Origin of the sequence: Streptomyces sp. ML-6 (genome assembly GCF_030116705.1) — a bacterium.
Classification (GTDB): domain Bacteria; phylum Actinomycetota; class Actinomycetes; order Streptomycetales; family Streptomycetaceae; genus Streptomyces.
Genome location: NZ_JAOTIK010000001.1, coordinates 7,666,743 through 7,673,522, shown reverse-complemented (window position 1 = coordinate 7,673,522; position 6,780 = coordinate 7,666,743). Strand labels below are relative to the sequence as shown.

The window sequence follows — 6,780 nt, the reverse complement described above, 5'->3', positions numbered from 1 at the left end:
AAGGGCTGGCTGCTGCTCAATGAGCTGACCGCCTTCGATGTGTTCAGCCATCTCACGTTCGGGCTGCTCGAAGGGTGGTGGCTGTCCGAGGATGTGCCGCTGCGTGTGCCGGGCTCGCCCGCGCTGGCGCCGGAGACCTGGCGGGAGGTGCTGCACGGCGAGGGGTTTTCCTCGGTGGTCTCCCTGCTGCCGCACGCCCGCGACCTGGGCCAGCAGATCCTGGCGGCCGAGGGCGACGGTGTCGCGCACCGGCGGGTGGCCGCGCGGGCCCGCGCGGCCACCGTGCCACCGCGACCCACCGCGGCCGTCCCCGCGCCCCCACCCCGGCCCCGGCCGTCGTACCCCCCGCCCCCGCCGCGACCCGGGCTTCGCTCCTGGCCGCCTATCTCACGGACAAGGCGGCGGAGACACTGCGGATACCGGCGAAGAAGATCGACCCGGGGACGTCCTTCGCCTCGTACGGGATGGACTCGATCCTGGTCCTCCAGTTCGCCAACGCGCTCCGGGAGGATCTGGGCGAGCTGTCCTCGGCTCTGCTCTTCGAGGAGGACTCGGTGGACCGGCTCAGCGCCTACCTGCTGGAGCACCAGCGCGCTGAGGTGGACGCGCTGACCGGGGCCCGGCTGCCGGACAGCGGCAAGGACGCAAACCCCGATGCCGTACGGGGGCCGTCGGCCGCGTCCATCGGCTCGCTGTTCACAACGCTGGCGGGGTCGGGTGACCCGGCCCTGAGCAGCTCCCTGCTGACGGCCGCCGCGCGGCTGCGGCCCGCCTTCGCCTCCGGCGCGGACGGCCGGGAGCCGGAGACCCTGCATCTGGCCGACGGCGCGGACGGAATCGGGCTGGTCTGCCTGCCGTCGCTTGTCGCTCCCACCGGGGCGCACCAGTACCTCCGGTTCGCCCTCGCGCTGCGTGGTCTGCGGTCCGTCTGGACAGCCGGTGTGCCGGGCTACGGCGCGGGCGAACCGCTGCCGGGGACCCTGGACGCGGCGATGGACCTCCAGGCCGATTTCCTGCAACGCCGGTTCGCCGGCCGCCTGTTCGCGCTGGTGGCGTACTCATCGGGCGGGTGGGCTGCCCATGAGGTGCTGCGGCGGCTGGAGGCCGCCGGAGCCGCCCCGGTCGCGCTGGTGCTGCTCGACTCCCCCGGGCGGCCCGACGACGATGTCGCCGGGGGCATGGCCACCATCGCCCACTGGCTGACCAGTCGGTTCCCGCAGTTGCCCGTCGAGGACGAGCAGCTCACCGCGATGGCCCGGTACGCGGAGCTGTTCGACGGCTGGCGGCCCCGCCCGGTGTCGACCCCGACGCTGTTCGTGGGCGCGGCTTCGGAGGGACCCCTCTTCGAGGTGCTCGGTGACCGGTCGGGACCGCTATGGCGGCCGGAGTGGCCGCTGGAGCACACCCGGCTCGAAGTTCCCGGCAGCCACTTCACGATACTGGACGAACACGCAAAGTCCACGGCGCTCGCCGTCCACCAGTGGCTGGTCCAGCGGTCCGGCTGATCGGAGGTTCCGCGACACGAGGGACGCGAAGGCGGCTTTCGTCCGGTTCCGCTCCTGCCCGGAGCGGAACCGGACGAAAGCCGTCTTCGTCGTGGGCCCGGCCCGGTCGCCGAGCCTGCGTCGAGGACGGCCCGTGGTGGTTCATCGTTGTCCTGCCTGAGGACAGCGGCCACCTGAGGCGCCCCCGGCTGTGTGGACACTCTGACAATGGATCTTGCAGATCTGAGGAAGGGTGTCCTGGTGGGACGGAAGTCTCCGTATCCGGCGGAGTTCAGGAACGACGCGGTGGCGTTGTACCGCGCGGCGGGCGGGAAGCGCACGTACGCGGCGGTGGCGGCCGATGTCGGGGTGACTGGCGAGACGTTGCGCAGTTGGGTGCGTCAGGCCGAGAGCTGGCGGGCCGCGGCAACCGCGACGAGCAGGCCACGGCCGAGGGCCTGGATGAGGAACTGGCCCGGCTGCGGGCGGATAACGGCCGGCTGCGCAGGGCCGAAAAGGAGTGGGAACTCGAGCGGGAGATCCTGCGCCGGGCGGCCCAGTATTTCGCCAAGGAGATGAGGGCATGACCCGCCGCTGGGACTTCATCTCCGAGAACCGCGCCGACTTCGGCGTGCAGCGGATATGCCGGGTGCTTCAGGTCTCGCGTTCCGGCTTCTACCGGTTCCTCGCCGGTGCGAAGGCCCGCGCCGAGCGCCAGGCCGCCGAGGCGGCGCTGGTCGCGGAGATCCGCGAGATCCACACGGGGCACAAGGGCACCTACGGGGTACGGCGCGTCCATGCCGAGCTGCGGGGCTTCGGACACGCCGTGAACCGCAAGCGCGTCGAGCGCCAGATGCGCATCAACGGGATCGAGGGCCGTCACCTGCGGCGCCGCAAGCGCACCACCATCCCGGACCGGATCGCGCCACCCGCCCCCGACCTCGTCCAACGTGACTTCCGCGCCGGGCAGCTGGACGAGAAGTGGTGCGGCGACATCACATACGTGCAGGTCGGCGATACGTGGCTGTATCTTGTCTGCGTCCTGGACATCTGCTCACGCCGGGTGCTCGGGTACTCGATGGCCACCCATATGCGCACCGAGCTGGTCACCGATGCGCTGAAGATGGCGGTGGCCACCTGCGGTGGCAGCGTGGACGGCGTGATCTTTCATGCGGACCGCGGATCGCAGACCAGGTTCAACCAGTGGATGCAACACCGGCTTATTTCATCGATAGTAGATGGTCGTTGAGGGCTTCGGCGGGTGTCTTCCAACCGAGGCTCTTCCGGGGCCGACTGTTGAGCGTGGCAGCGACCGCCTCGACATCCTCAGCCGCCCATCGAGAAAGGTCGGTTCCCTTCGGGAAGTACTGGCGCAGCAGGCCGTTCGTGTTCTCGTTGGTGCCGCGCTGCCAGGGGCTGTGCGGGTCGGCGAAGTAGACCGGGATGCCGGTCTCGATCGTGAACTGGGCGTGTGCCGACAGTTCCTTGCCGCGGTCCCAGGTCAGCGATCTCCATAGTTGCTCGGGCAGGGTGCCGACCGTCGCCGTCAGCGCGTTCTTCATCGTCACCGCCCCGTAGCCGGCCAGCGGCGGCCCGTTCTTGGTCCGGGGAACCGTGCCGTAGCCGTCCTCGCGGGGCAGGTGGACGAGCGCCGTGAAGAGGGTGGTGCGCTCGACCAGCGTGCCGATCGCCGATCTTTCCAGTCCGATCAGAAGATCGCCCTCCCAGTGCCCCGGGACGGCCCGGTCGTCGGCCTCGGCCGGCCGTTCGCTGATCAGCACCTCGGGTGTGACGTGAGCCCACGCCTTCTGTTTGGACCGGGCTCGGGGCACCCGAAGGGCCCTGCCGGTGCGCAGGCAGGCGACGAGCTCGCGCTTGAGCGCTCCACGGCCCTCGATGAACAGGGCCTGGTAAATCGCCTCATGGCTGATCCGCATGGACTCATCATCGGGGAAGTCGACCTTCAGCCGGTTCGCGATCTGCTCCGGACTCCACGCCATGACCCACCGGCGGTCGCCACGGTGCGGCTTGTTCCTGCCCTTCCACTGCGGGCCCTGCGGCCCCGGCATCGTCCCGTCGGGGCGGCTGATCTGGCCGGAAAGCCTTTCCTGCACGTACTCCCGCAACCGGTCGTTCGCGGCCGGTTGCGCTGTCTTCGGGCGCCGGGCCACCAGGTCGGCCTTCCACTGGGCGACAGAAGCCCGGTAGTCGAGCCGGCCGCCACGCGTTGCGGCATTGCGCCGCAGTTCCCGGGACACCGTCGACGGATCGCGACCGAGACGTCGCGCGGTCTCCCGGACACCGATGCCCTGCGCTTTGAGGATCGCGATCTCTTCACGCTCGTGGAAGGACAGGTGCCGGCCGGACTGCGGGGCAAGATCCATTGGTGGCATGCCGCCACCGTGGCGGAACCATCTTCCCCCCGCCGCCTGGGATACGCCGACCGCAGCTGCCGCCTCCTCCGGGAGCAGTCCCTTCGCGATCTCCCGCCAGAACTGACGTTCCACTTCCCGCCGAAGCGCCGGCGCACCCGGTGACTTCATCGGCGACCGCCCGGTCAACGCCGCCATCCACCCTGCTGGCCTGCCCATCAACACCTCCGAGGACGAGGTGTTGCAACGACCGGTTGAATCCGCCGGCCTCTCCGAGTTCCACCAGCGCCACTCAGCACACCACCGGATCCCACAAGGGCCCGAACCCTCAAACAGCTCCCGGGCCTGCGGCACCCTCAACGAGTGGTGCGCGAGAGCGGAAGGCGGGAGGCCGATACCGAACGGGGAAGTGTGTCACCCCCTTGACACACTTCGATGCGCCGGGCAGTGTGTCACAGAGTTGATACACATCGCGAGAGAACGGGGTCAGTCATGTCTGCTGCCGCTGAAACGGAAAGAACATGGCGGGCAAGGCTGGATACTCCTGTGCGATGGGTCGGTGCGGCATCCGGTCTGACCGTCAACGCCCTGGTCTCCTTCAGCCCCGAGCCCGATGTGGATCTGCTGTACGGGTTCCCCGTATTCGGTCTGTGTGTCATGGGCGGCGTGTTCGCAGCGGACGTGGTCGCGCGCCCGAGTCCTGGCCGGCTACGAGTGGCCGAAGTGGCACCGCGCAGGATCCGGGACCACCTGCCCCGATTCCTGACTGCCGCACTGATAACACAGGCCGTTGTCCTGACGGTACTCCTGATCGTCGCCGCCGCAATGGGCTCGGAGGACGCCGACGGCCGCGCAGGACGCGCCCTGTCCGTCGCGTGCCCGAAGGGCACCCAGCTGCTCTCGCCCTGGCCCGGCCCCTACTACGCCTGGCCGACCCTCGGCGGTCTCGCCCTCGGCACCGTCGCCTGCGCATTGCTTCTGCGCCACGTCACCGCGCGGCGCGGGAGCGACGACCAACGCCGCACGAGCGTCCGGGCAGCGGTCGGCGCCTGGGGAGTGGTGGTGACCGCCCCTCTTTTCGCCGTCTCCTTGACGATGGGCGCTGCGGTGCTGAGCATGTCCTGCGCGGGCGGGATGAAGAGCGTGGCCCTGTGGGGGCTGGCCGTCACCGCTCTCACCTCCGCACTGACCGCGTCTCACTGTCTGGGAGTCCTGCTGCTGCCGCAGGCATACATCAAGGCTCGACCATGACGACAAACGGCATCAGCGTCAACGTCAACCAGGCTTCGCCTGTCCCGCCGTACGAGCAACTCCGCGCACAACTAGCAGATTTGATCTCCGTCGGTCGCCTGAATCACGGGGACAGACTGCCGTCCGTGCGCCAGCTCGCCTCCGACCTCGGGCTGGCCAACAACACCGTGGTGCGGGCATACCGCGAGCTGGAGACCGCCGGCCTGGTCAAGAGCCGCCGCGGCTCCGGCACTCAGGTCGTCGCTCCTGCGGCCACTACCGACATCAAGGTGAAACTCGCGGAACACGCGCGCAGTTACGCGGCCGCGGCCAGACAGCTCAACGCCACTGACGAGGAAGCCCTCGCGGCGATCCGACAGGCTCTCGCACACCACGATATGCCGTGAACCCCAGGGAGGGCTGGGCCATGTTTCAAAAGTCCCGTCCGCCCGGCGGACCACGTGTCGAGGAACTCCAGCAGGCCGGCGCTGAACCTCTCCTTGTCGCCCGGGGACCATCGCGATGCCGTGCGAGCCGTCCTCGTAGACCTTCAGGACGGCGTCGGGGACGCTCTCCGCCGACCTGCGTCCGGTCGCCTCGATCGGTCGGCGGGTCCTGGCCCGGCTCCTCCCCTCCCGTCGGCACCGCGTCCTCGCCCTGTTCCGGGACAACCCGGACCGCCTGTGGAGAGTTGCAGAGATCGTCGTCCGCTTCGGCGACATCCGGCTGGACACCATGTACCGGCAACTCTCCCGATGGGCGGACAGTGGCCTCCTCCACAAGATCGGCCCCGGTCTCTGCACAACCACGACCTGGACACCAACTGCCTTGCGAGCAATGGCAGATCGCTAACCACCCGGCCTTGGGTCAAGCCCCACGCGGTCTCGGCTGGAATCACCACCTGACTGTGAGACCGCCTGCGCTCGTATGACCGTCGTCGCCCTGTTCACGCGTCTCACTCCCCCATTCAGATTTGTCTACTGTGGTGGCATGCGAGCGTCGGATGGTTCGGTCGAGTGGCTTGAGGACTTCATCACTGCGTGGCACGGGCCACGTCAACCGAGCCATGGCCTGGCCGAGACGGAACTGCCCGAGTTCCTCCCAGTGCCGCTCCGACGCCTGTATCGCCATGCCGGACGCTGGCCCGGCACGGATCCGGATGAGCACCTGCCGGAGTCGCCCGGGATCTTCCAGCAACAAGACGTGCTCGTACGCGCCGAGGCTCTGAGCCTTCATGACGGAACGGTCGAGTTCCTCAGCGAGAACCAGGACAGCTGGACATGCCGTGTTACAGCCGCCGGTCCAGCGGCACCCGTCGTGCTGAGCAACGCCCACTGGATGTGGGACGACGGCCCGGAAGACGAGTACACCCCGCTGACACCATCTCTCGAACAGTTCCTCACGAGCTTCGTGCTCCAAGAAACGGTCTTCGGATGCCGCAACCTCGCCACCACCAGCGAGCCGACGGCCCTGCCCGATCGGTCGGTCCCGCTCTGGCTGGACGGCTGGTACGTCTTCGAAGAACCCAGCCACAGCTTCTGGAGCGTTGGCTCCGCGCTCGTCGCCGACATCAGCGGAACCCGCTGGGTCGGCTGGAACGGTCCGGACACGCCCTCAGCCGAGCTCGGCAAGCTGCAAATGATCCGAAGCTAGCGTTCTGCGCGAATCGGCACCCTCCCAAGATCCGGACCATA

General features: G+C 68.8%; 5 protein-coding genes and 2 pseudogenes. 5 read left to right on the top strand and 2 right to left on the bottom strand.

The features are described from left to right. Nucleotides 1-74: 74 nt before the first annotated feature. Complete coding sequence (locus OCT49_RS33560) at nt 75-1,505, top strand: alpha/beta fold hydrolase (RefSeq protein ID WP_349632815.1); 1,431 nt, start codon at nt 75-77, stop codon at nt 1,503-1,505. Between the two features lie 240 nt (nt 1,506-1,745). Next, a pseudogene (locus OCT49_RS33555) lies at nt 1,746-2,673 on the top strand (IS3 family transposase); the annotation flags it as partial. 31 nt (nt 2,674-2,704) lie between these two features. On the opposite strand, the gene OCT49_RS33550 reads toward OCT49_RS33555, so the two are convergent. Continuing rightward, nucleotides 2,705-4,054 carry an IS30 family transposase gene (locus OCT49_RS33550; RefSeq protein WP_283856022.1) on the bottom strand — a complete coding sequence of 450 codons (1,350 nt, stop codon included), beginning with the start codon at nt 4,052-4,054 and terminating at the stop codon, nt 2,705-2,707. Nucleotides 4,055-4,402: 348 nt separating this feature from the next. On the opposite strand from OCT49_RS33550, the gene OCT49_RS33545 reads away from it, so the two are divergent. Together OCT49_RS33545 and OCT49_RS33540 are read left to right on the top strand one after the other, a co-directional pair. Then, entirely contained in the window at nt 4,403-5,107 is a 705-nt protein-coding gene (locus tag OCT49_RS33545) for a hypothetical protein (protein ID WP_283855556.1), read from the top strand. Then, the gene (locus OCT49_RS33540; protein WP_283855555.1) at nt 5,104-5,493 is read left to right on the top strand and encodes a GntR family transcriptional regulator; all 390 of its coding nucleotides are present in this window, start codon (nt 5,104-5,106) and stop codon (nt 5,491-5,493) included. Before OCT49_RS33545 ends, OCT49_RS33540 begins: the two co-directional genes overlap by 4 nt. Before the next feature lie 59 nt (nt 5,494-5,552). Here the strand turns inward: OCT49_RS33540 and OCT49_RS33535 are convergent. Continuing rightward, a pseudogene (locus tag OCT49_RS33535) lies at nt 5,553-5,691 on the bottom strand (alpha/beta fold hydrolase); the annotation flags it as partial. A 385-nt stretch (nt 5,692-6,076) separates the two neighbouring features. Here OCT49_RS33535 and OCT49_RS33530 point away from each other — a divergent pair. Next, nucleotides 6,077-6,739 (top strand): hypothetical protein, encoded by a 663-nt coding sequence (locus OCT49_RS33530; protein ID WP_283855554.1) that lies wholly within the window; start codon nt 6,077-6,079, stop codon nt 6,737-6,739. Nucleotides 6,740-6,780: the final 41 nt, after the last annotated feature.